25 protein-coding genes are annotated in these 24,736 nt (G+C 72.2%); 6 read left to right on the forward strand and 19 right to left on the reverse strand.

Annotation, left to right across the window (positions count from 1 at the left end; genetic code table 11):
- Window positions 1-8: 8 nt before the first annotated feature.
- The 4 genes from ACIGQF_RS23635 to ACIGQF_RS23650 are packed head-to-tail and all read right to left on the reverse strand — an operon-like array spanning window position 9 to window position 3,199.
- Window positions 9-866: an amino acid ABC transporter permease gene (locus tag ACIGQF_RS23635; RefSeq protein ID WP_399713482.1), complete on the reverse strand. Its 858-nt coding sequence runs from the start codon at window positions 864-866 to the stop codon at window positions 9-11.
- Window positions 863-1,507 (reverse strand): amino acid ABC transporter permease, encoded by a 645-nt coding sequence (locus ACIGQF_RS23640; RefSeq protein WP_361566941.1) that lies wholly within the window; start codon window positions 1,505-1,507, stop codon window positions 863-865. The genes ACIGQF_RS23635 and ACIGQF_RS23640 overlap by 4 nt, the downstream gene beginning before the upstream one ends.
- A 17-nt stretch (window positions 1,508-1,524) precedes the next feature.
- On the reverse strand, window positions 1,525-2,439 hold the full coding sequence (locus tag ACIGQF_RS23645; RefSeq protein WP_399713485.1) for a glutamate ABC transporter substrate-binding protein: 915 nt from the start codon (window positions 2,437-2,439) through the stop codon (window positions 1,525-1,527).
- 16 nt (window positions 2,440-2,455) lie between these two features.
- A complete protein-coding gene (locus tag ACIGQF_RS23650; protein ID WP_399713488.1) occupies window positions 2,456-3,199 on the reverse strand; it encodes an amino acid ABC transporter ATP-binding protein in 744 nt (247 codons plus the stop codon).
- A 176-nt stretch (window positions 3,200-3,375) separates the two neighbouring features.
- Here ACIGQF_RS23650 and ACIGQF_RS23655 point away from each other — a divergent pair, with 176 nt between their 5' ends.
- Window positions 3,376-4,131 (forward strand): GntR family transcriptional regulator, encoded by a 756-nt coding sequence (locus ACIGQF_RS23655; RefSeq protein ID WP_399713490.1) that lies wholly within the window; start codon window positions 3,376-3,378, stop codon window positions 4,129-4,131.
- A gap of 37 nt (window positions 4,132-4,168) precedes the next feature.
- On the opposite strand, the gene ACIGQF_RS23660 is transcribed toward ACIGQF_RS23655, so the two are convergent.
- Window positions 4,169-4,591 carry a DUF6278 family protein gene (locus ACIGQF_RS23660; protein WP_399713493.1) on the reverse strand — a complete coding sequence of 141 codons (423 nt, stop codon included), beginning with the start codon at window positions 4,589-4,591 and terminating at the stop codon, window positions 4,169-4,171.
- A 182-nt stretch (window positions 4,592-4,773) separates the two neighbouring features.
- On the opposite strand from ACIGQF_RS23660, the gene ACIGQF_RS23665 reads away from it, so the two are divergent.
- Window positions 4,774-6,564 (forward strand): SGNH/GDSL hydrolase family protein, encoded by a 1,791-nt coding sequence (locus ACIGQF_RS23665; RefSeq protein ID WP_399713496.1) that lies wholly within the window; start codon window positions 4,774-4,776, stop codon window positions 6,562-6,564.
- 40 nt (window positions 6,565-6,604) lie between these two features.
- Here ACIGQF_RS23665 and ACIGQF_RS23670 read toward each other — a convergent pair whose 3' ends face one another.
- The 7 genes from ACIGQF_RS23670 to ACIGQF_RS23700 all read right to left on the reverse strand — a co-directional run bounded on the left by ACIGQF_RS23670 (window position 6,605) and on the right by ACIGQF_RS23700 (window position 13,347).
- A complete protein-coding gene (locus ACIGQF_RS23670; protein ID WP_362215273.1) occupies window positions 6,605-7,384 on the reverse strand; it encodes an exodeoxyribonuclease III in 780 nt (259 codons plus the stop codon).
- A gap of 39 nt (window positions 7,385-7,423) precedes the next feature.
- Window positions 7,424-8,065, reverse strand: a complete 642-nt coding sequence (locus ACIGQF_RS23675; protein WP_399713500.1) for an MBL fold metallo-hydrolase — start codon at window positions 8,063-8,065, stop codon at window positions 7,424-7,426.
- Window positions 8,066-8,127: 62 nt separating this feature from the next.
- Window positions 8,128-9,414 carry an alpha/beta fold hydrolase gene (locus ACIGQF_RS23680; RefSeq protein WP_399713503.1) on the reverse strand — a complete coding sequence of 429 codons (1,287 nt, stop codon included), beginning with the start codon at window positions 9,412-9,414 and terminating at the stop codon, window positions 8,128-8,130.
- Between the two features lie 210 nt (window positions 9,415-9,624).
- Window positions 9,625-10,272, reverse strand: coding sequence for a hypothetical protein (locus ACIGQF_RS23685; RefSeq protein ID WP_399713506.1), 648 nt, complete (start codon window positions 10,270-10,272; stop codon window positions 9,625-9,627).
- Window positions 10,273-10,292: 20 nt separating this feature from the next.
- On the reverse strand, window positions 10,293-11,414 hold the full coding sequence (locus ACIGQF_RS23690) for an ROK family glucokinase (RefSeq protein WP_361566915.1): 1,122 nt from the start codon (window positions 11,412-11,414) through the stop codon (window positions 10,293-10,295).
- Window positions 11,415-11,620: 206 nt separating this feature from the next.
- The gene (locus tag ACIGQF_RS23695; RefSeq protein WP_399713509.1) at window positions 11,621-12,811 is read right to left on the reverse strand and encodes a globin domain-containing protein; all 1,191 of its coding nucleotides are present in this window, start codon (window positions 12,809-12,811) and stop codon (window positions 11,621-11,623) included.
- A 92-nt stretch (window positions 12,812-12,903) separates the two neighbouring features.
- The gene (locus tag ACIGQF_RS23700) at window positions 12,904-13,347 is read right to left on the reverse strand and encodes an RrF2 family transcriptional regulator (protein ID WP_399713511.1); all 444 of its coding nucleotides are present in this window, start codon (window positions 13,345-13,347) and stop codon (window positions 12,904-12,906) included.
- Window positions 13,348-13,666: 319 nt separating this feature from the next.
- On the opposite strand from ACIGQF_RS23700, the gene ACIGQF_RS23705 reads away from it, so the two are divergent.
- The gene (locus tag ACIGQF_RS23705) at window positions 13,667-13,900 is read left to right on the forward strand and encodes a chaplin (protein WP_399713514.1); all 234 of its coding nucleotides are present in this window, start codon (window positions 13,667-13,669) and stop codon (window positions 13,898-13,900) included.
- Between the two features lie 51 nt (window positions 13,901-13,951).
- Here the strand turns inward: ACIGQF_RS23705 and ACIGQF_RS23710 are convergent, their stop codons facing one another.
- Window positions 13,952-14,602, reverse strand: coding sequence for a hypothetical protein (locus ACIGQF_RS23710; RefSeq protein ID WP_399713517.1), 651 nt, complete (start codon window positions 14,600-14,602; stop codon window positions 13,952-13,954).
- A gap of 163 nt (window positions 14,603-14,765) precedes the next feature.
- On the opposite strand from ACIGQF_RS23710, the gene ACIGQF_RS23715 reads away from it, so the two are divergent.
- On the forward strand, window positions 14,766-15,539 hold the full coding sequence (locus tag ACIGQF_RS23715; protein ID WP_399713519.1) for an MBL fold metallo-hydrolase: 774 nt from the start codon (window positions 14,766-14,768) through the stop codon (window positions 15,537-15,539).
- A 39-nt stretch (window positions 15,540-15,578) separates the two neighbouring features.
- On the opposite strand, the gene ACIGQF_RS23720 is transcribed toward ACIGQF_RS23715, so the two are convergent.
- The 6 genes from ACIGQF_RS23720 to ACIGQF_RS23745 form a co-directional block, all read right to left on the reverse strand.
- Window positions 15,579-16,562: an NADP-dependent oxidoreductase gene (locus tag ACIGQF_RS23720; protein WP_399713522.1), complete on the reverse strand. Its 984-nt coding sequence runs from the start codon at window positions 16,560-16,562 to the stop codon at window positions 15,579-15,581.
- A 158-nt stretch (window positions 16,563-16,720) separates the two neighbouring features.
- Complete coding sequence (locus ACIGQF_RS23725; RefSeq protein ID WP_361566894.1) at window positions 16,721-17,569, reverse strand: ATP-binding cassette domain-containing protein; 849 nt, start codon at window positions 17,567-17,569, stop codon at window positions 16,721-16,723.
- A complete protein-coding gene (locus ACIGQF_RS23730) occupies window positions 17,566-18,636 on the reverse strand; it encodes an ABC transporter permease (protein WP_399713525.1) in 1,071 nt (356 codons plus the stop codon). Before ACIGQF_RS23730 ends, ACIGQF_RS23725 begins: the two co-directional genes overlap by 4 nt.
- Complete coding sequence (locus tag ACIGQF_RS23735; RefSeq protein ID WP_399713527.1) at window positions 18,633-19,646, reverse strand: sugar ABC transporter substrate-binding protein; 1,014 nt, start codon at window positions 19,644-19,646, stop codon at window positions 18,633-18,635. The genes ACIGQF_RS23730 and ACIGQF_RS23735 overlap by 4 nt, the downstream gene beginning before the upstream one ends.
- Window positions 19,647-19,776: 130 nt before the next feature.
- A complete protein-coding gene (locus ACIGQF_RS23740) occupies window positions 19,777-20,793 on the reverse strand; it encodes a sugar ABC transporter substrate-binding protein (RefSeq protein ID WP_399713530.1) in 1,017 nt (338 codons plus the stop codon).
- Between the two features lie 114 nt (window positions 20,794-20,907).
- Window positions 20,908-21,681, reverse strand: coding sequence for a GntR family transcriptional regulator (locus ACIGQF_RS23745; RefSeq protein ID WP_399713533.1), 774 nt, complete (start codon window positions 21,679-21,681; stop codon window positions 20,908-20,910).
- A 174-nt stretch (window positions 21,682-21,855) separates the two neighbouring features.
- Here ACIGQF_RS23745 and ACIGQF_RS23750 point away from each other — a divergent pair, with 174 nt between their 5' ends.
- Together ACIGQF_RS23750 and ACIGQF_RS23755 are read left to right on the forward strand one after the other, a co-directional pair.
- The gene (locus tag ACIGQF_RS23750) at window positions 21,856-22,248 is read left to right on the forward strand and encodes a CU044_2847 family protein (protein ID WP_399713535.1); all 393 of its coding nucleotides are present in this window, start codon (window positions 21,856-21,858) and stop codon (window positions 22,246-22,248) included.
- Between the two features lie 2 nt (window positions 22,249-22,250).
- Complete coding sequence (locus ACIGQF_RS23755) at window positions 22,251-24,617, forward strand: trypsin-like peptidase domain-containing protein (RefSeq protein WP_399713538.1); 2,367 nt, start codon at window positions 22,251-22,253, stop codon at window positions 24,615-24,617.
- Window positions 24,618-24,736 lie beyond the last annotated feature (119 nt).

Consider the following 24,736-nt stretch of genomic DNA (forward strand, 5'->3'; position numbering starts at 1 on the left):
CGGGCGGGTCACTGCTGCGGCCCGCCCGGCAGCAGCGTGCCCGGCTCGGCGGCCCCGACCTCGCCCTCGACCTTCGGGTTGCGCCGCTGCCGCTTGCCGACCCAGTTGGCGAACCAGGAGAGCAGCATGCACATCCCGATGTAGATGGGCGAGATGACCAGCACGACGGGGATGAACGGCAGGTCGTAGTCGAGGTTGGAGGCGATCAGCTTGCCGGCGTGCAGGAACTCCTCGTAGGTGATCAGGAAGCCGAGCGAGGTGTCCTTCAGCGCGACGACCAGCTGGCTGATGATCGTGGGCAGCATGGCGCGCACCGCCTGCGGGACCAGTACGTGGGTCATGACCTGCGTCTTGCGCATGCCCAGCGCGTACGCCGCCTCGTGCTGGCCGCGCTCGACGGAGTGCACGCCCGCGCGGAAGACCTCGGCGAGCACCGAGCCGTTGTAGAGCGTCAGGCCGACCACCAGCGCGGTCAGCGGCTCGGCCTGCAGCGCCACATAGATGAAGAAGATCATCACCAGTACGGGCATGGCGCGGAAGAACTCCACCAGCAGGGTGCTCAGCCAGCGGACCGGCCGGTGCCAGGAGAGCCGTCCGGCGGCCAGCACCGTGCCCAGCACCAGCGAGAGCACCGCCGCGACGGCGAACGCCTTGAGCGTGTTGCCCAGCCCCTTGAGCAGCAGCTCCTGGATGCCCTGGTACTCGAAGGGGGTCCACTTCTGCCCCTCGAACTGCCCCGTGTCGTACAGGAGGTAGCAGGCCCAGGCGAGCAGGGCGAGGATCACCACGGTCGCCACGACCCCGTAGAGGCGGTGGCGGGCGCGGGTTCTCGGGCCCGGGACGTCGTACAGGGCGGTGCTGCTCATCGGGCGACTCCCCAGCGCTTCTCCAGCACGTTGAACAGCGCGCTGATGGTCAGGGTCACGATCAGATAGCCGACGGCGATCCAGATGAAGGACCAGATGATGCTGTAGCCCAGCTCGTTGAGGGTCTTGTAGGTGCCGAGCAGCTCGACGACGCTGAAGGAGCCCGCGATGGCGGAGTTCTTGGCCAGCGCGATCAGCGTGGAGCCGACGGGCGGGATGACCGTACGGAACGCCTGCGGCAGGACCACCGTGCCCAGCGTCTGACCGAACGTCATGCCCAGGCTCCGGGCCGCCTCGCCCTGTCCCACGGGCACGGTGTTGATGCCGGAGCGCACCGCCTCGCAGATGAAGGCCGAGGTGTAGCAGCCGAGTGCGAGGATCGCGAAGACGTTGAAGGGCAGGGCCAGGCCGAAGCGCGGCAGGCCGAGCAGGACGGCGAAGAACAGCAGGGTGAGCGGGGTGTTGCGGAGCACCGTCACCCACACCGTGCCGAAGACGCGCAGCGAGCCGACCGGGGCGACCCGGAAGCCCGCCATGATCACGCCGAGCACGAGGGCGAGCAGCGAGGCGAAGACGGTGAGCTCGACGGTGCCGAGCATGCCCTTGCCGTAGAGGGACCAGTTGTGGGTCAGTACGTCCATGGGTGTCGGGGGCTCCCTCAGCTCACCGTGTAGCGGTCGATCCTGGGCGGCTTCGGCGCGGGCACTCCGGAGAGCCCGAGGGTGGCGTCGTAGGCCTTCTTCCAGGTGCCGTTCTTCTCGTCGGCGGCGAGCGCGTCGTCCATCGCGAAGCGCAGCGCGGGGTCTTTCAGCGGGACGCCGACGCCGTAGGGCTCCTCGGAGAACGGCTTGCCGACGAGCTTCATCTCGTCGGGCGCCTTGGCGGCGTAGCCGAGCAGGATCGCGTCGTCGGTGGTGACCGCGTCGACCTGGAAGGTGAGCAGGTTGTCGACGCAGACGGAGTAGGTGTCGTACGCGACGAGCACGGCCTTGGGGTAGTCGGCCTTGATGCGCTGGTACGGGGTGGAGCCCGCGGCGGAGCAGACCCGCTTGCCGGCCAGGTCCTCCGGGCCCTTGATGTCCTTCTCGTCCTTGCGCACCAGCAGGCCCTGGCCCGCCATGTAGTACGGGCCCGCGAAGCCGACCTGCTTCTTGCGCAGGGCGTTGATGGTGTACGTGCCGACGTAGTAGTCGATCTGGCCGTTCTGCAGGGCGGTCTCGCGGTTGGCCGAGGCGATCGTCTTGTAGGCGATGCCCTTGGGATCGAAGCCGAGCGCGGCGGAGAGCATCTTGGCGATCTCGATGTCGAAGCCGCGGTACTCGCCGGAGGCCGGGTCGCGTTCGCCCAGGTAGGGCTGGTCCTCCTTGACGCCGACGACGAAGTGGCCGCGGCGCTTCGCCTTCTGCCAGGTGGGCGAGTCGGGCAGCTGGAAGCGGGTCTGTACGGGGTAGTCCGGCAGCTCGTCGCCGCGCGGCCCCTTGGCGGGCGGGCTGCCGGGCTTGCCGCAGGCGGCGGCGAGGACGGCGAGCAGGGCGAGCAGCACAGCCGCTGCCGCCCGTGGGAACGTCTTCACTGCGGTCACCCCCGCTTCAGTGCTTGAGGATCTTGGAGAGGAAGTCCTTGGCGCGGTCGCTCTCCGGGGCCGTGAAGAAGTCCTCGGGAGTGCGGTCCTCGACGATGCAGCCGTCGGCCATGAAGACCACGCGGTTGGCGGCCGAGCGGGCGAAGCCCATCTCGTGGGTGATGACGACCATCGTCATGCCGTCCCGGGCGAGCTGCCGCATGACCTCCAGCACCTCGTTGATCATCTCCGGGTCGAGCGCGGAGGTCGGCTCGTCGAAGAGGAGCGCCTTGGGGTCCATGGCCAGCGCGCGGGCGATTGCCACGCGCTGCTGCTGGCCGCCGGAGAGCTGGGCCGGGTACTTGTCGGCGTGCGCGGCGAGCCCGACCCGGTCCAGGAGTTCGCGGGCCCGCTGCTCGGCCGCCTCCTTCCTCGTCTTCCGCACCTTCATCGGCGCGAGCGCCACGTTGGCCAGCACCGACTTGTGCGCGAAGAGGTTGAAGGACTGGAAGACCATGCCGACCTCGGCGCGCAGCCGGGCCAGCTCGCGGCCCTCCTCGGGGAGCGGGCGGCCGTCCAGCGAGATGGTGCCGGACTGGATCGGTTCGAGGCGGTTGATCGTGCGGCAGAGGGTCGACTTGCCGGAGCCGGAGGGGCCGATGACCACGACCACCTCGCCGCGGCCGACGGTGAGGTCGATGTCCTGAAGGACGTGGAGTTTCCCGTAGTACTTGTTGACCCTGCGCATCTCGATCAGCGCGTCACCGGCCATATGCAGCCCTGCTCACTCTCGTCCGTACCAGCGGAGATCTCGCAAACTACCCCAAATAACGCTGGTCGGGCGATCGAGGACACGCCCGGAGCAGCACCGGGCATTCCCCCGGCAGCCTGCAATTCCCCGGAGCCCCTAGGTACACAGAACGCGCCTGCGTACCTAGCCTGTCGGGCATGGGTGAGCACCGGCCTGTCTTCCAGCGCATCGCCGACGACCTGCGGCGGCAGATCGACGAGGGGGTCCTCGCGGTCGGCGCCCGCATCCCCTCCCGCGCCGAGCTGAAGCGCGCGTACGAGGCCAGCGACCAGACCGTGGACCGGGCGGTGCGGCTGCTGAAGACGGCGGGGTACGCGGAAGGGCAGTTCGGCCGCGGGGTGTTCGTCGCGGACCGGGCACCGCTGGGCACCCTGCTGCGCTCCACCGGCGCGGTCGATTCACCCTTCGCGGCCAGCATCACCCTTGCGAAGTGTCCGGACGGCACGCCATTGACGTGGGAGGCGACCTCCACGACGGTGCCGGCGACGGCACCGGTGGCCCGGCGGCTGCGGATCGCGCAGGGCGAGACGGTGGTGTGCTCCCAGTACGAATACCTCGCCGACCGCCAGCCGGTGCAGCTCGCGACCAGCTGGGAGCCGCTGGCCATCACCGACGGCACGGACGTGGTGTTCCCCGAGTGCGGGCCCTACGCCCGCCGCGGCGTGCGCGGGCGGATGGCGGCCATCGGCATCCGGGTGGTGCGCGCCGAGGAGCGGGTCGGCTCCCGATCCGCTTCCAGCCCCGAGGCGGAGTCCCTGGGCTGCCCGCCGGGCAGCTGCGTCACGGTGGTCGAGCGCACCCACTTCGACGCGGACGGACGGCCGGTGGAGACCTCGGACATCGTCGTACGGGCCGACCGCTGGCGGCTGGCGTACGACATCGCGTTCGTCTAGGGCCGCTCGTCCGGACCGTGCCGGGCCCGCGGGCCGCTCAGCTGCCGGCGACTTCCGTGTAGAGCCGGGAGAGTTCGGGGGCGCCGCTGGCCGCCCACTCCATGCCCGCGGCCACGACGTCCACCTCGCGCCCGGACGGCATCCGCACCACGGGCTGCCCGTCGGGCCACATCTTCCAGGCGGCGCCCTGCACCGTGCGCACGAGCACGGTGCCGAGGTAGAGGCCGGCGTCGTTGCCGAGCCAGGGCTCCACCTCCGGGTCCTCCCGCCAGACCGGACGCAGCTGGTCCAGGTCGGCCAACGACCCCGGGGAATCGTCCAGTTCCACGCCTTCCGACTCGGCCTGGGCACGCAGCAGCTCGCACTCCGACAGGAGTTCGGCGGTGGCCTCGGGGTCGACGTTCACCCCACCGGGGGCCACGGGGTGCTTGCGCCACTTGTCCAGGAAAGACATGTTCATGTAGTGCAGCGTCCCACTCCCACCCGGGCAGCGGCCACAGGCGCGCGGTGCCCGGGTCATCCGGTCGTCACTCCGTGCTTCCTTGACGCTCCCCACCCGCCTCTCTACGTTCATGGCGCTCGTGTCGGCTCGACCGGATCACGCTCATCCCCTGGCTCACCCGCCACCCAAGGAGACGACTGATGCGCGTACGACCATGGGGCACCACCGTTCCGCTCGCTCTCGCCCTCACGGTCGCGGGAACCGCCGTTCCGGCGACCGCCGCCGACCCCCGAACCACCGCCTCGCCGCAGCCGTTGACGAGACTCTTCGACAACACCGCGGTCAGCGACGACACCAGAGCCGGCGGCGCCGACTTCGACGGCGCCGGCAACTCCCTCTCGGCCCAGGACCTCGCCGCTGCCGGCTGGACGCCCGGCCGCGCGCTGGACCTCGACGCGACCCGGCTGACCTGGCCGCGCACCGCCCACGGCAAGCACGACAACGTACGCGCCGACGGCCAGGCGGTCCGGCTCTCCGGGCAGGGCACCGCGCTCACCTTTCTCGTCGCCGCGACCGGCGGGGACGTCACCGGCACCGGCACGGTCCAGTACCGGGACGGCTCGCGCAGCACGTACGAACTGACCGCGCCGGACTGGCGGACGGGCCCGCTCAGCACGAAGGCGGTGGCCCTCCCCCACCTGAACTCCGCCACCGGACAGCGCACCGAAACGGTCCGGCTGTACGCGGTGACGGTGCCCGTGAGCACCGGCCGGCAGGTCCGCTCGGTCACCCTCCCCGAGGACCCAGGGCCCGACCGCGACCTGCACGTCTTCTCGGCGGCGCTGCGCCGCGACACCGCCGGCTGGACCGGCAGTTGGGCGGCCAGCAGCGCCGGTTACACCAAGGTCGGGCCGTGGCGGGACCAGACCCTGCGGCTCGTGGTCCACGCGGGCGCCGGCGGCCGGCAGGCCCGCGTACGGCTGGAGAACACCTTCGCGGCCACGCCCGTCGACATCGGCGCGGCGAGCGTCGCCGTCCAGGGCAGCGGCGCGCAGGCGGCCGGCAAGCCCGTACCGCTCACCTTCGGCGGCAAACGCGCCACCCGCATTCCCGCCGGGGCGCAGGCCTTCAGCGACCCCGTCCGCTTCACCGTCCCCGCCGACACCAACCTCCTGGTGAGCTTCCATCTCGCGGGCCCGGTCGGCGCGGCACCCGTGCACAAGGAGGCCATCCAGCAGTCGTACGTGAGCGCGGCCGGCAGCGGCGACCGCACCCGCGACGCGGGCGCGGCGGCCTACACCGGCACCCTCACCACCTGGCCGTTCCTCTCCGGCGTCGACGTCACCGGCGGGCCCGGGTCGATCGTGGCGCTCGGCGACTCGATCACCGACGGCGTGAAGTCCACCAGCGGCGCCAACCGACGCTGGCCCGACGTCCTCGCGCGCCGCTTCCAGCAGCAGCACACGCTGCCCAAGTACGGCGTGATCAACCACGGCATCTCAGCGAACCGCATCGTCACCGACCGCTACAAGGGCGACGGCATCAGCACCGACACCGGCGGCGTCAGCGCCCAGCACCGGCTGGAGCGGGACGTCCTGGCGCAGACCTCGGCCCGTACGGTCGTGGTCTTCGAGGGCATCAACGACGTGCGGTCCGGGACCTCGGCGGCCGAGGTGATCGAGGGCTTGCGGAACATCGCCCGGCGGGCCCACGAGCGGGGGCTGCGGGTGGTGGCCGCGACGGTCGCGCCCTGCGAGGGGTATGCCGACTGCTACCCGGAGGTCGACCAGCGGCGGCAGGCGGTCAACGCGTTCATCCGGAACAGCGGCGGTGCCGTGGACGCCGTACTGGACTTCGACGCGGTGATCCGCGACCCGCAGCGGCCGCAGCGGATGCTGCCCGCCTACGACAGCGGCGACCACCTGCACCCCGGCGACGAGGGGCTCAAGGCGCTCGCCGAGTCGGTGGAGCTGCGCAAGCTCGTGCCGTGAGGCGGCGGGCGGGGCGTCGAGCGGCGCCCCGCCCGGGTCCTCACACGTCCAGGTCGACGACCACCGGGGCGTGGTCCGAGGCGCCCTTGCCCTTGCGCTCCTCGCGGTCGACGTAGGAGTCGGAGACGGCCTTGGCGAACGGCTCGTTGCCGTACACCAGGTCGATGCGCATGCCGCGGTTTTTCGGGAAGCAGAGCTGGCGGTAGTCCCAGTACGTGAAGGGGTGGTCGTACTTCAGGGGGCGCGGCACGATGTCGGTCAGGCCGGCGCCGCGCAGGTCGGCGAGGGCGGCGCGCTCGGCCGGGGTGACGTGCGTGGCGCCCTCGAAGGCGGCGAGGTCGTAGACGTCGTCGTCGGTCGGCGCGACGTTGTAGTCCCCCAGCACCGCGAACGGGCGGCTGCCCGCCGCGTCGCCCGCGACGGCCGCCTTCAGCGCCTCGAACCACTGGAGCTTGTAGGCGTAGTGCGGGTGGTCGACCTCACGGCCGTTGGGGACGTAGACCGACCAGACGCGGGCCGGGCCGCAGGTGGCCGAGACGGCACGCGGCTCGGCCACGCCGTCGTACGTCGGGTCGCCGGGCAGGCCCTCGACCACGTCCTCCAGGCCCACCTTGGAGAGGATGGCCACGCCGTTCCACCGGCCCGTGGCGTTCACCGCCGCCTCGTACCCCAGCTCGCGCAGCTCGTCGAAGGGGAACTGCTCCTTGGAGCACTTGGTCTCCTGCACGCACAGCACGTCCGTGCCGGTGTTCTCCAGCCAGGCCAGCAGCCGGGGAAGGCGGGCGGTGATCGAATTGACGTTCCAGGTCGCGATGCGCATGAGTGCCAACCTACCGCCCGCCTCCGACAGTCGCCGTCCTCAGCCCAGCGACTCGGCCTGACCAGGCGTGAGGCGGCCGTGCTCGGCGCCGCCGAGCCGGCCGATCATGCGGTCGTAGATCGGCCGGGCGTGCTCCTGGAGCAGGCTGTCGTGGACGTCGATGGCGCGTCGCGGCCGGACCTCGCGCACGTAGTCGATGACCTCGGAGACCTTGTTCCAGGGCGCGTGCACGGGCAGCAGCAGGGTGTCGACCGGGCGGCCCGGGACGGTGAGCGCGTCGCCGGGGTGGAAGACCGATCCGTCGACGAAGTAGCCGACGTTGGTGACCCGCGGGATGTCGGGGTGGATCACGGCGTGCAGCTGCCCGTGCACCTCGACCTCGAAGCCGGCGGCGGTGAAGGCGTCGCCCTCGCCGACGGTGTGCACCCGGCCGGGGAACGCGGCCGAGATCTGCTCGGCCACCGAGGCCAGGGTCCAGATCTCGGCGGCCGGGTTCGCGTCCATGGCGGCCCGCAGCCGGTCCTCGGCGAAGTGGTCGGGGTGCTCGTGGGTGATCAGGATCGCGTCCGCGCCGACGGCCGCGTCCTCCTCGCTGAAACCACCGGGATCGATGACCAGCGTCCGCCCGTCCTTGGCCAGCCGGACACAGGCGTGGGTCTTCTTGGTGAGTTCGAGTTCCATACCCCCATCCTGCCGCGCGGACCTGTGCGGCAGGCGGACCGGAGAGGTCATGACACCGGCTCTCAGTCCTCCGGCGTGGTCTCCTCGCGGATGACGCGCTGGGCGGCCTTGAAGGCGGCGCTCGCGGCCGGCATGCCGGAGTAGACCGCGGTGTGGATCAGGATCTCCTTGATCTCCGCCGGGGTGAGGCCGTTGCGGAGCGCGGCGCGGACGTGGACGGCCAGGTCGTCCAGGTGGCCGCTGGTGACCAGCGCGGTGAGCGTGATGACGCTGCGGGTGCGGCGGTCCAGGCCGGAGCGGGTCCACACCTCGCCCCAGGTGTTGCGGGTGACGAAGTCCTGGAAGTCGCCGGTGAAGTCGTCGGCGGCGGCCTCGGCACGGTCCACGTACGCGTCGCCCAGCACCTCGCGGCGGACCTTCATGCCCGCTTCGTAGGAGCCGGTGCGCACCATCTCCGGCTGCTCGGCGGCCGGCTCGATGGCGACGGCCGGCGGCTGGGGCTGCGGCTGCGGCGGGGCCGGATCGAGGACCGGCTTGGGCGGGGTGGCGCCGAGGGCTGCCTGCCCGGCCGGCTTGTCCTGCCAGGCGGTGGAGAAGTGCCGGATGAGCAGCTCGGTGACGGCGGACGGCTGCTCGACCGGGGCGAGGTGCGAAGTGCCGGGCACCAGGGCGAGACCCGCGTCCTGTATGCCGGCGACGAGGGTGCGGGCGTCGGCGGTCGGGGTGACCAGGTCCTCGGAGCCCACGACGACGAGGGTGGGCGCGGAGATCCTGCCGAGCTCGCTCCGGATGTCGAAGGCCGCCAACGCCTCGCAGGCGGCGATGTAGCAGCCGGGGTCGGTGGTGCGCACCATCTGCACGGCCCACTCGATGATGGCGGGCTGGGCGGCGGCGAAGCCGGGCGTGAACCACCGCTCGGGGGCGGAGCGGGCGATCGGGTCGAGGCCGTTGGTACGGATCACCACGCCGCGCTGCCGCCAGGCGTCGGCGGTTCCGAAGCGGGGCGATGCCGAGACCAGCGCGAGCGAGGTGAGGCGCTGGGGGTGGGCGAGCGCGAGCTGGGCGCCGATGGCCGAGCCCATGGCGCAGCCGGCGTAGCCGAAGCGGTCCACGCCGAGGCCGTCGAGGGTGGCGATCACGCGGTCGGCGAGCTCGGCGACCGAGGCGGCGGGGTACGCGGGGGACCCGCCGTGCCCCGGCAGGTCGAACCGGATGACGCGCCACTGGCGGGTCAGTTCGGGTATCTGCCGGTCCCACATGTGCCAGGTGGTGCCCAGTGAGGCACCCAGGACAAGTACGGGCGCGTCGTCGGGGCCGTCGATCCGGTGCTGCAGGGTCTTCTCGCTCACCCGGCCACGCTACCCAATCAAACCGCCCACTCCTGACACCCGGGTCAGCAATCGGACGCCGTTCCGGCCTGAAGAGTCGGTCATGGCGGCGGATTCGGCTCATAACCGGCTGGCCCGGAACGCCCGACTGTGATCCGGTCGGCGTTCTCCATCAGAGTTTCGCCACCGGAACCCGTCCGTCCGGGCCGTGCGACGCGGCCGGCCGCCGCCTCAGAACCGGGTCGTGGAGAGCACGTACACCACGGGGTGGCCGTCCTCGGCGAAGTCGACCGTGATCCGCTGCGTGGGCCGCGGCGCCTTCTGCTTGTGGACCATGCCCGCGTAGCCGTCCCCGATCGAGAAGTCCCACTTGACCCGCTTCGCCTGCTCCGGCGAGATCGTGACGGCGTCCTTCTTCAGGTCGGCACGGGTGCGTCCGTAGTTCTTCAGGAACTGGTCCAGGCCGTCCTGGGAGGTACGGAACGTCACGTACAGCGAGCTGGTCTTGAAGGAGTTGGTCTCGAAGAAGGCGACCGGGTACGAGTAGGCCGGTATCCGCACGTCGTAGATGCGGCGCTGCACCTTCGAGGGCCAGTGCCAGGTGAGCCCCGCCATGGCCGCCCGCTCCTCCTTCTCCTGGCCACTGTCGCGGCTCTGCGCTGCGGAGATCGCGAGGTAGCCGGCCGGGATGGCGATCAGCAGGAAGACGACGAACCCGGTGAGCCAGCGACGGCGCCGGCTCGGGGGCGGCGCGTGCGCCCCGGCCTCCGGGGCGGCGGGACCGCCGGGGCCCGAGGGCTCGGCCGGTCCGGGGCTGCCCGGATCGTCGGCGGACTCGGCGCGGTCGGGGCGCTCGGGGTGCTCGGGGTGCTCGCTCACGGGAGCCTGTTCCACGTCGGTCATCGGCGGCCGGCCCGTTCATAGCGTTCGTAGCGCTCTACCCGGCGGCGGTTGGCGCGGCGGAAGCGGCGGGCCACCAGCCGCGCGAGGTCGGCGGCGCCGACCATGCCGGCCTCGGGGCCGAGCTGGGCCAGGGCGATGCGGGCCTCGGGGCGGTAGCCGCGGCCGGTGAGGGTGCGCCGGAAGGCGTCCCGGGCCGGGCCGAGCAGCAGGTCGTCGGCGGCGCTGACGCCGCCGCCGATGACGAAGCAGGACGGGTCGAGCGCGGCGGCGAGGTTGGCGATGCCCACGCCCAGCCACTGGCCGATCTCGGCGAACAGCTCGACGCACATCGCGTCGCCCTCGCGCGCCAGCTCGGTGATCAGCGGCCCGGTGATGTCCGGGATGTGCCCGCCGACCCGCTCGATCATGTTGTAAGCGACCGGGGAGTCGGCGGCGGCCAGCTCGCGGGCCTCGCGTACCAGCGCGTTGCCGGAGCTGTACTGCTCCCAGCAGCCGCGGTTGCCGCACGGGCAGCGGTGCCCCGCCGGCACCACCTGCATGTGCCCGAACTCACCGGCCACGCCGTACTTGCCGCGCTTGACCTGGCCGTCCTCCAGGATCGCGCCGCCGATGCCGGTACCGAGCGTGATCATCACGAGGTGGTCCTCGTTGCGCCCGGCGCCGAAGCGCCACTCGGCCCAGGCCGCGGTGTTCGCGTCGTTGTCCACCATGACGGGGACGGCGAGGCGGCCCGCGAGGCGCTCGCGCAGCGGCTCGTTGCGCCAGTTCAGGTGCGGGGCGAAGAGGACCCGGCTGCGGTCGGCGTCGACCCAGCCGGCCGCGCCGATGCCCACGGCGTGCACGTCGTGCCGGTCGGAGAGGTCCAGCACCAGCTCGGTGATGGTGTCCTCGACCACCTTCGGGCTCTTGGACTTGTCCGGCGTCTCGGTGCGGACCTTCTCCAGGATGTTCCCGTCGGCGTCCACCACGCCCGCCATGACCTTCGTCCCGCCGATGTCGATACCGACGGTGGGCACGCGGGGCGCGCTGAGGTGCGAACGGCGTTCCCGGGTGCCGACCGTGCGCAGCACGGTCGCCCGCGCCGATCCACGGTGCACCCTGTCCCGGTACGTACTCATGCTCGGCTCGTCACGTCCCTGTGCGATGTCGGGAGGCCATGGCCTCGGGTCACGTCCGGGCAGGCGCAGCCCACCCGCCGTGCGATTGTGCATCAAAGCCGCCCTACGGCGCACCGCAACCCTCTGACCTGTGGGCTTTCTCAAAGTCCGGGGTTTGCGGGAACCATGCCCGCCGGTGCGCCGCGGCCTGCTCCGACGGCCGCCCTTCAGTCCTGGCCGAGCCAGAGATCGGGGCCGAAGACCTCGTAGTGCACCGCCTCGGCGGGGACCCCTCGGCTCAGCAGGTCACCGCGGACGGCGCGCAGGAAGGGCAGCGGACCGCACAGGTAGGCGGTCAGGCCCGCCGGCAGGGCCAGGCCCGCGACGGTGGGGCGGCCCTGCGCGGCCTCGGGTGCGGTGTCGCCGGGCTCCTCGTACCAGAGGTGCAGCTCGGCGGCGGGGAGGGAGCGGACCAGTGCGCGCAGCTCGTCCCGGTGGGCGTGGCCGGCCGGGGTCCGGTCACCGTGCAGGACGGCCACCGGGCGGGTGGCCCCGGTGGCGGCGAGGTGGCCGAGAATCGCCAGTACGGGCGTGGTCCCGATGCCGGCGGAGGCCAGCAGCAGCGGTCCGTCACCCTCCGGCAGCACCACGTCGCCGAAGGGCCGGGAGACGGAGAGGACGTCGCCGGGGCGCGCGTGCGCGTGCAGCCAGGAGGAGACCTCGCCCGCCGGATCGCCCGCGGCGCGCTTGACGGTGATCCGCCACTGCGGACCGCCGGGCGCCGCGGACAGGCTGTACTGGCGGATCTGGCGCGCGCCGTCCGGCAGCTCCACCCGGACGCTGACGTACTGGCCGGGGGCGAAGGGGGCGGCGGGGCCACCGTCGGCGGGCCGCAGGAGGAAGGAGACCGCGTCGGGGGTCTCCTCGCGCCGCTCGGTGATCTCCATGGGCCGCCAGGTGGCGCCTTCGGGGACGCCGGTCTCCTGGTAGAGGCGGGTCTCGGTGGCGATCAGGGCGTTGGCCATCAGCCAGTAGACCTCGTCCCAAGCGGCGGCCACCTCGGACGTAACAGCGTCGCCGAGCACCTCGGCGATGGCCGCGAAGAGGTGCTGGTGGACGAGTTTGTACTGCTCGGAGGTGATGCCGAGGGAGGCGTGCTTGTGGGCGATGCGGCCGAGCAGCGCGTCGGGGCGTGCGTCCGGGCGCTCCAGGAGCAGGCCCGCGAAGGCCGCGATCGAGCCGGCGAGGGCCTGCTGCTGCTCGCCGGTGGCCTGGTTCCCGCGGTTGAAGAGGTCGCGCAGCAGCTCCGGCCGGTCGGCGAAGAGCTTGCGGTAGAAGAGCTCGGTGATCTCACCGATGGCCGCGCCGACCGCGGGCAGGGTGGCGCGGATGACGGGGCGGGACTGTTCCGAGAGCACGACGACTCCTTAATTCGCTTTTTAGATTCGCATTTATCTGCGCGAGGGGCCGCATCACTGCGGTGGCACTGCAGGACCGCGCCGCGCCCGGGTCACTCCGGCGGACGGCCCGCGAGACCGACGAGCACGGGGCCGGTCGGCGAGGAGACCAGATCGGTCACGGTGACCGGGTCGAGGGTGGCGTAGAACGCCTCCTGCGCCTCGCGCAGCGCGCGCCGCAGCCGGCAGGCGCCACGCAGCGGACAGGGCGCGTCCCCCTCGCAGGTAACGACCTCGCCCGGACCCTCCAACTCGCGTACCAGCCAGCCGATCGACGCCCGCCGGCCGAGTTCGGTGAGCCCGAGCCCGCCGCCGCGGCCCCGGCGGGCCTCGACCACGCCGAGATGCTGGAGACGGGTGACGGCCTTCGCCGTGTGGGTGTACGGAACGTTCATCGCGTCCGCGACCTCACGGGTGGTCGGGTACGCGTCCTCTTCGGAGACCGCCAGGCGCATCACGGCTCGGAGCGCCAGGTCGGTGAACTTCGTCAGCCGCACCCTCGTACGCTACCAAATACATATATAAGAATCGCCTTAGGGGCGTGTGGCGTCGAATGCACTATTTCCCCTGTCTCCGCACCGACAGACGGCGGGCCGGCCGGTGACGGCGGCTCGGGGAGCACGGAGAAGTACGGGCGCGAGGGGCAAGAACTCGCCCAGCGGGACTGTCATTCGGTTGGGGGAATCGACAAAAGTGCAGGTCACACGCCTTTTTTCCGGGCGGTGTGCCCCTGACGGACGAACCCGGCGGGCCGCCACGGCGGAGTTGGGTTCTGATGGGAGCCGTTGATGTTCCGCCCTCTGTGAGGAGAACGCTATGCGCATCCGTACCACCGCAGCCGCGGCCGTCCTGGCCACTGCCGCCATCGTCGGTGGCGCCGGCGCCGCCGCCGCCGACTCGGGCGCTCAGGGAAGCAGCAGCCACTCGCCGGGTGTCGTGTCCGGCAACACGATCCAGGTGCCGCTCCACGTGCCGGTGAACGTCTGCGGCACGGGCGTCCACGTGGTGTCGCTGCTCAACCCCACGAGTGGGCAGTGCGCCAACAAGTGACGTAACCGCAGTACCCCTCCTGGTGCCGGCCCCCTCGGGGGCCGGCACCCCTTACTTTTGCGGAGCGCCGTACCAGCGCCACTCCGTACGCCGCGGGAGGCCCGGCAGCTCCGTACGGCCCGTGCACCACAGCAACGCCGCCCAGCGGTCCGGGACCCCGGGGGCGTCCGGGAAGAGCCGCGCCAGCACCCGGTCGCACAGGTCCCCCGGCGGCGTCCAGCCCAGGCCGAGCCCCGCGGCGATGTCGTGCACATGGACCAGCGTCTCGACGACCCCCATCGCCGCGAACCCCTCGGGATCCGACACCCCGAAGACATGGAAGGCGCGCTTGTCCGGCGACGCCGTACGCACGACGGCCGTCAGGATCGCGCCGCTCGCCTCCAGCAGTACGAGGAGTCCGGCCGGGCCCGCCGCACGATCGGCGAAGAACGCGTTCCCCGGGCCGCCGGGCCGTGCCTGCGCCCACTGCAACGGCACGTGCGTATCCACCGGCGGGACGTCCGGGCCCAGTTGGGCGGCGTAGCAGAAGAGGTCGTCGGCGAGGTGCTCGGTGGTCTCCCAGCAGTCCCACTCCAGGACGCCGGCCGGCACGCTCCAATCAGCGGTGGCCCCCTCGCGCAGAGTGGTGACGGCCAGCCGGACGGCCTGCTCGACGTCGGCTGCGGTGACGGGGCCGGGTGATGTTCCGGGGCTGTCGGACATGCCCGGACGGTACCAACGATCACCCATAGGGAGTACGTGTTTTACCGGCCGTCAGGTGGACGGCCGGGTGCGCACCGTCCCGGTTACCGCGTGGCCGGCCGGACGTCTAGGCTCGGGAGGTTGCAAGATCCACACGGCCTTCGGGGCGAGGAAGGGGCGGGCGATGCGCGACGACGCGCTCGTGCAGGTCGGCACCGGTACGTATCTGGTGTACGGCTCGAACACCAACTGGGTGATCCTGGAGGACGGCGACGCCGTGACGCTGGTGGACACCGGCTACCCCGGTGACCACGACCAGGTGGTGGCATCCCTTGCCGCACTGGGGCACCGGCCGGCGGCCGTGGCGGCGATCCTGGTCACCCACGCGCACAGCGACCACATCGGCTCGGCCGACCGGTTCGCGCGCGAGCACAAGGTGCCGGTGCTGATGCACGAGGCGGAGGTGCCGCACGCCCGGCGCGAGTTCCTGCACCAGGTGGCGGTGGGCGACGTACTGAAGAACGCCTGGCGGCCCGGCGTCCTCCCGTGGCTCGTGCACGCCGTACGGTCGGGCGGCCTCACGGACGTGAAGATGACCGACCCGCAGCCCTTCCCGAAGGAGGGTCCGCTCGACCTGCCGGGCCGCCCCGTGCCCGTGCACACGCCGGGGCACACCGGCGGGCACAGCGCGTACCACCTGCCGGCCGTCGGCGCGCTGATCACCGGCGACGGGCTGGTGACCGGCCATCCCACCTCGCGGTTGCGCGGCCCGCAGCTGCTCCCCCGGATGTTCGACACCGACCGCGCGCGGGCGCTGGAGTCGCTGGCGATCGTGGAGAAGCTGGAGGCCGACTTCGTGCTGCCCGGGCACGGCCCGGTGCACCGGGGCGAGGCCGCGGCGGCGGCGCGGCACGCCAGGGAGCTGGAGCTGTCGAAGCGCGGACGCACACCCCGCTGACGCACCGCGCGGCCGCCGCCCCGGCCGGACGCCGGGCGCTCAGCCGCTGACGCGCAGGACGAGCTTGCCGCGGGTATGGCCCGCCTCGCCGCGGCGGTGCGCCTCGGCCGCGTGCTCCAGCGGGAGCACGTCCTCCACCTCGGCCTTCACCACGCCCTCGTCGATCAGCTCGGCGATCCGGGTGAGCGCTGCGCCGTCCGGCTCCACGAGGAAGCCGCACGCCTGCAGCCCCAGCTGGCGGGCGGTGTCCACCAGTTCGGGCGCGACGCCGGAGGGCACGGCGATCAGCAGGCCGCCGGAGCGGAGCGTGCCCAGCGACCGGGTGCTGGTGTCGTCCTTGTCGTCGCCGACCAGGTCGATGACGACGTCGGCCTCGCTCACCACCTCCTCGAAGCGGACGGAGGTGTAGTCGACCAGTTCGTCGGCGCCCAGGCCGCGCAGCCAGTCGTGCTTGGCGGCGCTCGCCGTGCCGATGACATGGGCCCCGAGGTACTTGGCGAACTGCACGGCGAAGTGGCCGACGCCGCCGGCGGCCGCGTGGATCAGCACCCGCTGCCCGGCCGTCACCTGCGCCGTGTCGACCAGCGTCTGCCAGGCGGTGAGCGCGGCGAGCGGAACGGCCGCGGCGTGCTCGTGGTCCAGCAGCGCGGGCTTGCGGGCGAAGTGCCGGGAGGGGGCCGTGACGTACTCCGCGTACGCGGCGGCCTCGCGCGGGAACCACGGCATGCCGTACACCTCGTCGCCCACGGCGAGGGTGTGCACGCCGAACCCGACCTCCTCGACCACGCCGGAGACGTCCCAGCCCACGGTGAACGGCGGGTCCCCGAGCACGGCCGCCATGCCGCCGCCCTGACGGGTCTTCCAGTCCACCGGGTTCACGCCCGCGGCGTGCACGCGTACGAGCACCTCGGTCGGCAGCGGCGCGGGCCGCGGCACCTCGGTCATCCGCAGCACATCGGGCCCGCCGAGTGCGTCCTGGCTGATCGCGCGCATGGTGTTCTCGCCGCTCGGGGCGCTGGTCATCTCGGGCCTCCTGTGCGTGGGCGGTACGGGGCGGGCGCCGCGACGTGCGACCGCCCGCACCGTGAAGCTACCGCCGGGAACCGGTGCCCCCGCGGAAGCCGCCCCGCGCGCCGCTCCCGTACCGCGTTCTCCCACCGCGCTCCGGGTCCGGGAACCGCTCAGTGCCGGGGGTGACCGCCCAGATGCTCCGGGGCGGGGGCGCGCTCCAGTTCGTGGCTGAGCTGTTCCAGCTCGCTGCCGCCCGCCATCTGGCGGGTCAGCTCCTCCAGCGCGATCTCCGACTTCAGGTGGCTGCCCGCCATGGTGCCGCGCTTGAGGAGGACGAAGCGGTCGCCGACGAGGTAGGCGTGGTGCGGGTTGTGGGTGATCAGGACGACGCCGAGGCCCGCATCCCGGGCGGCGGCGACGTACTTGAGGACCACGCCGGACTGCTTGACGCCGAGCGCGGCGGTCGGCTCGTCCAGGACGAGGACCTTGGCGCCGAAGTAGACGGCGCGGGCGATGGCCACGCACTGCCGCTCGCCGCCGGAGAGGGTGCCGATGGGCTGGTCCACGTCGCGCAGGTCGATGCCCATCCGCAGCAGCTCGGACCGGGTGATCTCGCGCATCGCGCGGGCGTCGAGGTGCTTGAAGGGGCCGAAGCCCTTGGTCGGCTCGGAGCCGAGGAAGAAGTTCCGCCAGACGGGCATCAGGGGGACGACGGCGAGGTCCTGGTAGACGGTGGCGATGCCGCGGTCCAGGGCCTCGCGCGGGGAGGAGAGCCGGGCGTCCTCGCCCTCGATGGTGAAGGCGCCGGCGTCGTGCTGGTGCAGCCCCGCGATGATCTTGATGAGGGTGGACTTGCCGGCGCCGTTGTCGCCGAGAACACAGGAGATCTCCCCCGGGTGCACCTCCAGCGAGACGCCTTCGAGGGCCTTGACGTTGCCGTAGAACTTGCTGACGTCGCGCAGCTCGACGAGCGGCGTACGGGATTCCGTGCCGGGGTCACGGTCGGTCGCGGTACTCATTTGCTCGCCTCCGCGCGCTTGCGGACCCAGGCGTTCAGCAGCGTGGCGAGCAGCAGCATCGCCCCGAGGAAGAACTTGTACCAGTCCGGGTTCCACTGGGCGTACACGATGCCCTTGCTGGTCATGCCGAAGATGAAGGCGCCGACCGCGGCGCCGATGGCCGAGCCGTAGCCGCCGGTCATCAGGCAGCCGCCGACGGCCGCCGCGATGATGTAGAGGAATTCGTTGCCGACGCCGTCGCCCGACTGGATCGCGTCGTAGGAGAACAGCAGGTGCTGCCCCGAGATCCAGGCGGCGAAGGCGACGCCCATGTACAGGCCGATCTTGGTCTTGGTGACCGGGACGCCGACCGCGCGGGCCGCGTCCGCGTTGCCGCCCACCGCGAAGATCCAGTTGCCGACGCGGGTGCGCAGCAGAACCCAGGTGGCGAGCGCGATCAGCGCGAGCCACCAGATGATCGTGACCTGGATGTCCACGCCGCCGATGGTGAGGTGGGAGGCGAAGAGCACCCGCGCCGACTCGAAGCCCTCCATGTCGGCGATGGTCTTCGTGGAGACCGTGCCGCTGATCAGCTTGGTGAAGCCGAGGTTCAGGCCGGTCAGCATGAAGAACGTGCCGAGCGTGATGATGAAGCTGGGCAGCTTCGTGCGCGTCAGCAGGAAGCCGTTGAAGACGCCGATGGCGAGGGTGACCAGCAGGGACACCCCGACGCCCACCCAGGTGTTGGCGGTCATCTGGTAGCTGAACATCGACGAGACCAGCGCGGAGCTGACGACCATCACGCCGGCCGACAGGTCGAACTCGCCGCCGATCATCAGCAGCGCGACCGGTACGGCCATGATGCCGATCGTCGAGGACGCGTACAGCACCGTCGAGAGGCTGTCGGCCTGCAGGAAGGTGTTCGCCGCGAACGAGAAGAACACGAAGACGGCGATCGCGCCGACCACCGCGCCCAGCTCGGGGCGGCCCATCAGGCGGCGGGCGAGCGAGCGGTGCACGAGGCGCTCGTCCGGGCCGCCGGCCGGCTTCGTGTCGTGCGGTTCCGCGGGTGGCGCTGCGGTGCTCATCGGGTCCCCCGCTTCGTGTATTCGGCCAGCGCGCCGGCGTCCTTCTTGGTGACCACCTGGGGTCCGGTGAGCACGGGACGGCCGCCGCCGAGGACGTCGGAGTTGTACTTGTACAGCCAGAGCAGGTCCACCGCCTGGTAACCCTGGAGGTAGGGCTGCTGGTCGACGGCGAAGCCCAGGGAGCCGTCCTTGAGACCGTCGGCGACCTGCGCGTTCAGGTCGAAGGTGTCGATCTCGGCCTTGCTGTTCGCCTGTTCCTTGGCCTTCACGGCGGTGGGCGCGAAGGGGGCGCCCAGCGTGACCACGGAGTCGATCTTCGGGTCGGCCTGGAGCTGGGACTCGATGGAGGACTGCACGTCGGGCATGTTGGTGCCCTCGACGTACAGCCGCTTCAGCTTGCCGTCGAAGGTCTTCTCGGCGCCGTCGCAGCGCTGCTCGTGGCCGACGTTGCCCTGCTCGTGCAGGACGCACAGCGCCTTCTTCCGATGGCGCTTGTTCAGCTCCTCGCCGACCGCCTCGCCGGCGATCGACTCGTCCTGGCCGATGTGCGACAGCGCGCCGTACTTCTCGGAGACCTCGGAGCCGGAGTTCACGGTGATCACCGGGATGCCGGCCTTCTCGGCCTTGGCGAGCGCGCCCTTCATGGCGTCCGGCTTGGCGAGCGTGACGATCAGCCCGTCGACCTTCTGGTCGATGTAGGACTGCACGAGCTGCGCCTGGCGGCTGCCCTCCTCGTCGTGCCCGTAGACGAACTTGATGTTGTCCTTGGCGGCGGCCTGCTTGGCGCCGTTCTGCACGATGTCCCAGAAGGTGTCGCCGTCGCCCGAGTGGCTGACCATGGCGAAGGTCCACTTGGGGGTGTTCACGGCCGCCTTGCCGCCGGCCACCTGGGCATTACGGGCCTCCTCGGCCCGCTTGCCGCCGGTGGCGCTGCAGCCCGCCAGGGCCAGGCCGAGCACCCCTGCCAGCACCGCGCCGAGCGCGCGTGCCCCTGTCCGAACCCTTGCCACGAGGTCGTGCCCTTCTCGTTGGACCGCTGAATCGATGGGATCCCGCGGATCTCACTGTCCGTAGTCATTTCCCGGGTCCGACGGGTCGGACCCAACCGCCAAGTATCCGTTATGCCTGTTCGCCCCGGGGTCAGCGGGTCCCGCGAGCGGTGTACTTCTCCAGCGCCGGTACGTCCGTGCCGGTGACGACGGCGGGGCCGGTCAGCACCGGACGGCCGCCGCCCAGTACGTTCGCATTGGTCCGGTTCAGCCAGAGCAGATCGACCGCTTCGTACCCCTGGAGGTAGGGCTGCTGGTCGACGGCGAAGGCGATGTCCTTCGCCTTGAGGCTCTTCACCACGGCGGCGTTCAGGTCGAAGGTCGCGATCTGCGCGGCGCTGCCGGCCTGCTCCCGGGCCTTGACCGAGATCGCGGCCATGGGGGCGCCGAGCGTGACGATCGCGTCGATGCCCTTGTCCGACTGGAGCTCGGCCTCGACCGACGACTGGGAGGACGGTGCGTTCGTCCCGTCGACGTTCAGATTCTCGACCGTACCGCGGAATGCTTTCTTCACTCCGGCGCAACGGTCCTCCAGGGAGACGTTCCCCTGCTCGTGGATCACGCACAGGGCCTTCTTCCGCTGCCGCTCGTTCAGCTCGTCACCGACCGCCCGGCCCGCGACGGACTCGTCCTGGCCGATGTGCGTGAGCGCGCCGTACGCCGTCGAGAACTCGCCGCCGGAGTTGATGGTGATCACCGGTATGCCGGCCCGGACGGCGGCCCGTACCGACGCCTTCAGGGCCTGCGGCTTGGCGAGCGTCACGATCAGCCCGTCGACCTTCTGGTCGATCATGCTGCGGACCAGCTCGGCCTGGCGCGACCCTTCCTTGTCGTTGGCGTAGAGAAATTTCACATTGTCCTTCTTCGCCGCCTGCTCGGCGCCGGTCTGGACGATGTCCCAGAAGGTGTCGCCCTCCCCGGAGTGGCTGACCATCCCGATGGTCATGCGGGGCGTGTTCGCGGCCTTGCCGGAAGAGCCGGCCGCGGCGTCCTCGGACCGCTTGCCACCGGAGCCGCTGCAGCCGGCGGCGAGGGCGAGCGCGGAGAGTACGGCCGCGGCGGCGCGTGCTCTCCGGTGGGTCGTACGGGCCCTGCGCACGGTACGCATCGTGAACCGCCTCCGGTCTCCCGCCGCCCGAGTGCGGCAGGAGGAGTTCTAGCGGCGTACGACACACCACGTCAATGGTTTGTCAGAACATCCTTACCCGACGGTGCGTCATGCTCAGGGGCGGACGAGGAGCTGGAACTCGAAGGCGTACCGCGAGGCGCGGTAGACGTGGGAGCCGAATTCGACGGGGCGGCCGGTGTCGTCGAAGGTCGTGCGCTGCATGGTGAGCAGCGGGGCGCCCTCCTCCTCGGCCAGGCGCTCGGCCTCGGCCGCGTCGGCGACCCGGGCGCCGACCGCCTGGCGGGCGCTGTGCAGGGTGATTCCGGCGTTGCGCATCAGGCGGTACAGGCCGGTGCTCTCCAGCTGCTCGGTCTCCAGGTCGATCAGCCCGAGGGGGAGGTGGTTGCGCAGGTGGGCCATGGGCTCGCCGTGGGTGAGGCGGAGCCGTTCGACGAGCGCGACCTCCGCGCCCTCGGCGACGCCGAGCGCGGCGGCGACCTCGGCGGTGGCCTCGGTGGTGGTGTTCAGCAGCACCTTCGTGGCGGGCTTCTGGCCGGCCGCCTCCAGGTCGTCGTAGAGGCTGCTCAGCTCCAGCGGACGCTTGACCTGACTGTGCACGACCTGGGTGCCGATGCCGCGGCGGCGGACGAGCAGCCCCTTGTCCACCAGCGACTGGATGGCCTGCCGGACGGTCGGCCGGGACAGGCCCAGCCGGCCCGCCAGCTCGATCTCGTTGCCGAGCAGACTGCCCGGGGCCAGCTTGCCGGTCTCGATCGCGGCCTCCAGCTGCTGGGACAGCTGGAAGTACAGCGGGACCGGGCTGCTCCGGTCGACGCTGAACTGGACAGGGCCCTCGGCGCCCTCGGTGACTGCATCTTGTTTCCCCACGCTGGTGAGGGTATCCGCCCGCGCCCATGACGGGAAGTCCAGAGGTCACATTGTCAGGACATGAGCCGGTGGGCGTACCGACGCCCGGCGCGCACCACCTCGGCCGCTCTCCCGGACGCGCCCGGTTCGTGAGAAACGGGTGGCCACAGAGGTACCGGACGGCACAATGGACGGATGCCGGAGTACGCCGAACTGCAATTGTCCGACCGCACATTGGTCCGCCTCGCCCTCTCCCCCGTCGGGACACCGGCGCCCGCCGTGCCCGCCGCACGCGCGGATCTGCCCGACGGTGCCGGCACCGTCGAGCCGGTGGGCCGGGGCCGGGAACGGGTCGCCGCGCTCGCCGGGGACGGGCTGCGTGCGGTGCTCAGCCCGCTCGGCCCGCTGCTCCAGGAGGTGCACGACTCCGTCGCCCACGCGGAGGATCCGCCGCAGGAACTCTCCGTGGAGTTCGGCGTGCAGATCGGGCAGGACCTCAAGCTCGGCATCGCCGGCGGCAGCGCACAGGCCGCCATGAAGATCACCGCCAGCTGGCAGCTGCCGGGCGCGGCCCCCCGGGACGGCTGAGAGTGCGGTGGTTCGGCGCGGGCCCGGACGGGGCCGGGGACGACGCGGCGCCGGACGAGCGGGCCGGGCTGGTGACGGTGTACGGCACGGACGACGGCCCGGCCGCCGACGCGCAGGGGCCCGCGCGGCCCCCGTCCGCGGTCACGGCGTACGCGCCGGCCCCGCTCGGCGGCGCCGCGCTCGGCACGCACCCCACCGCCTCCCGTACGGCACCCCGCAGCGCCCTCCGCACGGTCGGCGCCGGCGTCTGCCTCACCCCGCGACACGTCCTCACCTGCGCGCACGTCATCAACCTCGCGGTCGGCCGGGACAAGCTGGAGTACGCCCACCCGGGCGCCGTGGAACTGGCGGTCGGCTTCCCCGGCGCCGACCGGGGCACCCGCGGCACCGCCCGGCTCACGCACTGGATACCGCCACGGGACGAGCAGTCGCCCGAGCGGCACCTCGCCGTGCCGCCCGGTGCCCGGCGCTGGCGCGGCGACCTCGCCGTACTGGAACTGACCTGCGACCCGCCGGCCGGCCTCGCTCCGGTCCGCTGGGCCCCGATGGCCGGCGCCCAGACCGTGCGCGCCCGCTACGGCACCGGCGACCCCGAACACACCGCATACGGCCGCGTCGCCACCTTCGAGGACGGCATCGGCTACGTGCACGGACGGCCCACCGGCGCGGCGATCCGCGGCGGTTACAGCGGCGGCCCGGTCTGGTCGGTGACCGACCAGCGCGCGGTCGGCCTGGTCGCCGCCATGGTCACCCAGGGCGCCGGGCCCTACGACCCCACCATGACCACCCGGCTGAGCTGGTCCTTCTCCTGGCAGGCCGTCAAGGCGGAGCTGACCGCTGCGGGCGCCGACGGCCTGCTGCCGGGCTGCGCGGACCCGGTACCCCCACAGCGCACCCCCGACCGGCTCCGCGAGGACCTGCGCCTCCTGCTGGACCGCGCCCTGCCCGACGAGGCACACGTACGCAAGCACGCCTCCCGCTTCGCCGAGCGGTGCCTCCTGCCGCACCCCGAGGACGGCACGCTGCCGTCCCTGGAGGAGTGGACGGAGGTGCTGGTCACCGTCGACCGGGCGGTGCCCGCGCTCGCCGAGGTCCTCGCCCCCTACGACCCCGTGCACGCCCGGACGCTGCGCGACCTGGCCCGGCTCACCCCGCGGCTGACCGATCACTGGATGTCGCCGTGGGAGGAGCGGGCCCTGCTGCAGCTGCTCGGCACGCTCCCCGACGAGGTCCGGCGGCGCGTCCCCGAGGCCACCCGCAGCGCGTTCCCGTACCCGCTGCCCGACGAGGTGGTGGACGGCACGGGCCTCAGCGACCCGAAGGTCTTCGCCGCCTACGCGCGGCGCTGGGTGGCCGCGCTGGAGAGCCGGGCGGGCGACGGGCGGCAGGTGCCCGCCGGCACCCCGGGCGTACCGGCGCTGCTGCGCGCGGTGGAGTTCGTCGCCGCCCTCGGCAGCCCGCTCGGCCGGCGCACCGAACTGCGCCAGTGGAACGAGCGGATGGCGGGCCACCTCGGCATCGACATCGCCACCCTGGCCGACCGGCGCGCCGACGCCGACCAGTGGGCCCAGGCCGCGGTGAGCGCGCCGCCCCGGCTGGTGGTCGAGCTGACCGGCGGTACGGGCCACGGCCGCAGCCGCCGGTACGACGTGGGGTTCTGGACGGACGTGGGCGACGGGCGGCTCCAGCCGGCACCGGGCGCGGGCGCCGACCCGCTGGCCCCCGCCGAGATCGTCAAGATCCTGCACAAGCACCTCGACCGGCTGGCCGGCGCCTCCGTCGGGCAGGCCTGGCCGACCGTCGAACTGATCGTGGAACACGGCGACCTGGAGATCGACCTGGACTCCCTGGGCGCAGCGGACGCGGGCCCGCTGCCGCCCAAGGTCGTCGGCACCCGTTACCCGATGGTGCTGCGCTGCCCCAGCATCCGGCGGCTGGCCGACAGCGACGGCGTGTGGCGGCGGCGCTGGCGGGCGCTGGGCAGGAAGAGCGCGATGCGGCTGGACGCCACGCACGACGACCCGGGCCGGGTGGCCGGCCTGCTGGACGAGGACCTGGACGCGTCCGTCGTGGTGATCGGCACCCCGCCCGGCACCCGCGCCAGAACCGCCACGTGGTGCCTGGCCTCCGGTGTCCCGGTGCTGCTGTGGGACCGCGCCGAGCACGCCGCCGACGGCATCGGCGGCTTCCGCCTCGAACCGCCCTCGCGGGTGCACCAACTGCCGGACGCGGTACGGGAATACCGCGCCAAGGCCCGCAGCTCACCCGACGAGCACCGGGCCCGTCCGGTCCTGGTCTGGGACGACCCGGGCCGCCCGCTGCCCCTGACCGCCCATCTGACCGACCCCTCCGAGCGAGCGGAACTGTAGGAACCATGGCCACCGAGAACACATCCGCCGATCCCCACCGGACCCCGGACGCCGCCGTCCCCGGCCCCGCCCGCCCGGCCGGCGGCTCCGGCGCGGCGGACGGCTGGCGGCTGTTCCGC

Origin of the sequence: Streptomyces sp. NPDC053560, from assembly GCF_044544605.1 — a bacterium.
Lineage (GTDB): Bacteria > Actinomycetota > Actinomycetes > Streptomycetales > Streptomycetaceae > Streptomyces.

Coding starts and splice junctions, on each gene's coding strand:
- ACIGQF_RS23635 (WP_399713482.1), bottom strand. CDS start 866: ATGAGCAGCACCGCCCTGTACGACGTCCCGGGCCCGAGAACCCGCGCC.
- ACIGQF_RS23640 (WP_361566941.1), bottom strand. CDS start 1,507: ATGGACGTACTGACCCACAACTGGTCCCTCTACGGCAAGGGCATGCTC.
- ACIGQF_RS23650 (WP_399713488.1), bottom strand. CDS start 3,199: ATGGCCGGTGACGCGCTGATCGAGATGCGCAGGGTCAACAAGTACTAC.
- ACIGQF_RS23655 (WP_399713490.1), top strand. CDS start 3,376: ATGGGTGAGCACCGGCCTGTCTTCCAGCGCATCGCCGACGACCTGCGG.
- ACIGQF_RS23660 (WP_399713493.1), bottom strand. CDS start 4,591: ATGAACATGTCTTTCCTGGACAAGTGGCGCAAGCACCCCGTGGCCCCC.
- ACIGQF_RS23665 (WP_399713496.1), top strand. CDS start 4,774: ATGCGCGTACGACCATGGGGCACCACCGTTCCGCTCGCTCTCGCCCTC.
- ACIGQF_RS23670 (WP_362215273.1), bottom strand. CDS start 7,384: ATGCGCATCGCGACCTGGAACGTCAATTCGATCACCGCCCGCCTTCCC.
- ACIGQF_RS23675 (WP_399713500.1), bottom strand. CDS start 8,065: ATGGAACTCGAACTCACCAAGAAGACCCACGCCTGTGTCCGGCTGGCC.
- ACIGQF_RS23690 (WP_361566915.1), bottom strand. CDS start 11,414: ATGAGTACGTACCGGGACAGGGTGCACCGTGGATCGGCGCGGGCGACC.
- ACIGQF_RS23705 (WP_399713514.1), top strand. CDS start 13,667: ATGCGCATCCGTACCACCGCAGCCGCGGCCGTCCTGGCCACTGCCGCC.
- ACIGQF_RS23710 (WP_399713517.1), bottom strand. CDS start 14,602: ATGTCCGACAGCCCCGGAACATCACCCGGCCCCGTCACCGCAGCCGAC.
- ACIGQF_RS23715 (WP_399713519.1), top strand. CDS start 14,766: ATGCGCGACGACGCGCTCGTGCAGGTCGGCACCGGTACGTATCTGGTG.
- ACIGQF_RS23720 (WP_399713522.1), bottom strand. CDS start 16,562: ATGACCAGCGCCCCGAGCGGCGAGAACACCATGCGCGCGATCAGCCAG.
- ACIGQF_RS23725 (WP_361566894.1), bottom strand. CDS start 17,569: ATGAGTACCGCGACCGACCGTGACCCCGGCACGGAATCCCGTACGCCG.
- ACIGQF_RS23730 (WP_399713525.1), bottom strand. CDS start 18,636: ATGAGCACCGCAGCGCCACCCGCGGAACCGCACGACACGAAGCCGGCC.
- ACIGQF_RS23740 (WP_399713530.1), bottom strand. CDS start 20,793: ATGCGTACCGTGCGCAGGGCCCGTACGACCCACCGGAGAGCACGCGCC.
- ACIGQF_RS23750 (WP_399713535.1), top strand. CDS start 21,856: ATGCCGGAGTACGCCGAACTGCAATTGTCCGACCGCACATTGGTCCGC.